The sequence below is a fragment of the Hansschlegelia zhihuaiae genome, from assembly GCF_004103825.1.
Taxonomy (GTDB): domain Bacteria; phylum Pseudomonadota; class Alphaproteobacteria; order Rhizobiales; family Methylopilaceae; genus Methylopila; species Methylopila zhihuaiae.
In genome coordinates this window covers 1-849 of sequence record NZ_RYFI01000056.1, presented here as the reverse complement: position 1 = coordinate 849, position 849 = coordinate 1, and the positions used below count along the sequence as shown (strand labels likewise).

The window sequence follows — 849 nt, the reverse complement described above, 5'->3', positions numbered from 1 at the left end:
CTAGGGTCTGTACCCAATAGATTTGCGGTGTGGACTGCGTGCTGATTCAAGGTCTCCGGGAACGGAGGCTTTGGGATGGCGAGGCGGTTGTATTGGCTGAGCGACGATGAGTGGTCTCGGATAGAGCCGCTGCTGCCGAAGGGCCGGCGCGGCGCGCGGCGGGTCGACGACCAGCGGGTGATCTCCGGGATCGTCCACATGCTGCGTTCGGGCGCGCGCTGGCGCGACTGTCCGACTGAGTACGGCCCGTACACGACAGTCTATAACCGCTTCAACCGCTGGAGCCGCCAAGGCGTCTGGCTCGGCCTGTTCGAAGCGCTGACGGGCCACAGCGGGGTCTGGGGCACGGTCGCGATCGACGCGACCCACGTGAAGGCCCACCGCTCGGCCGCCGGCGCAAAAGGGGGGCCTTCGCGCAAGCCGTCGGAGCTTCGCGCGGCGGCCGTACGACGAAGCTCCACGCGCTGACTGACCTCGCCGGACGGCCGCGCGTCCTGCTGCTCTCGCCCGGCAACGTCAACGACGTGTCGATGGCCGCCGCGCTGATCGCGGCCGCAGGACCGTTCGACCGGCTGCTCGCCGATCGCGGCTATGACGCCAACGCCGTCCGCGCGCTCATCGACGCCCGCGGCGCGCAGGCCGTGATCCCGTCCACGACAAGCCGTCGCGCTCCGATCCCCCACGACCGCGCCGCCTACCGCGCTCGCAATCTCGTCGAGCGACTCTGGTGCAGACTCAAGGACTTCCGACGCGTCGCAACGCGCTACGACAAGCTCGCCAGAAACTTCCTCAGCGGCGCGATCATCGCGGCCACCGTCACCTACTGGTGCAATTGAGTCCGGACCCTAG

The 849-nt window shown here is 68.6% G+C and carries 1 protein-coding gene; it reads left to right on the top strand.

Going from position 1 to position 849, the window contains the following annotated elements:
• Positions 1 to 75: 75 nt before the first annotated feature.
• Positions 76 to 836 (top strand): IS5 family transposase gene (locus EK403_RS22045; RefSeq protein WP_245479850.1). Its coding sequence is split into 2 segments (ribosomal slippage): positions 76 to 414 and positions 417 to 836, totalling 759 coding nucleotides; the frame shifts between segments, so codons are not numbered across the junction.
• The last annotated feature ends 13 nt before the right edge of the window (positions 837 to 849 follow it).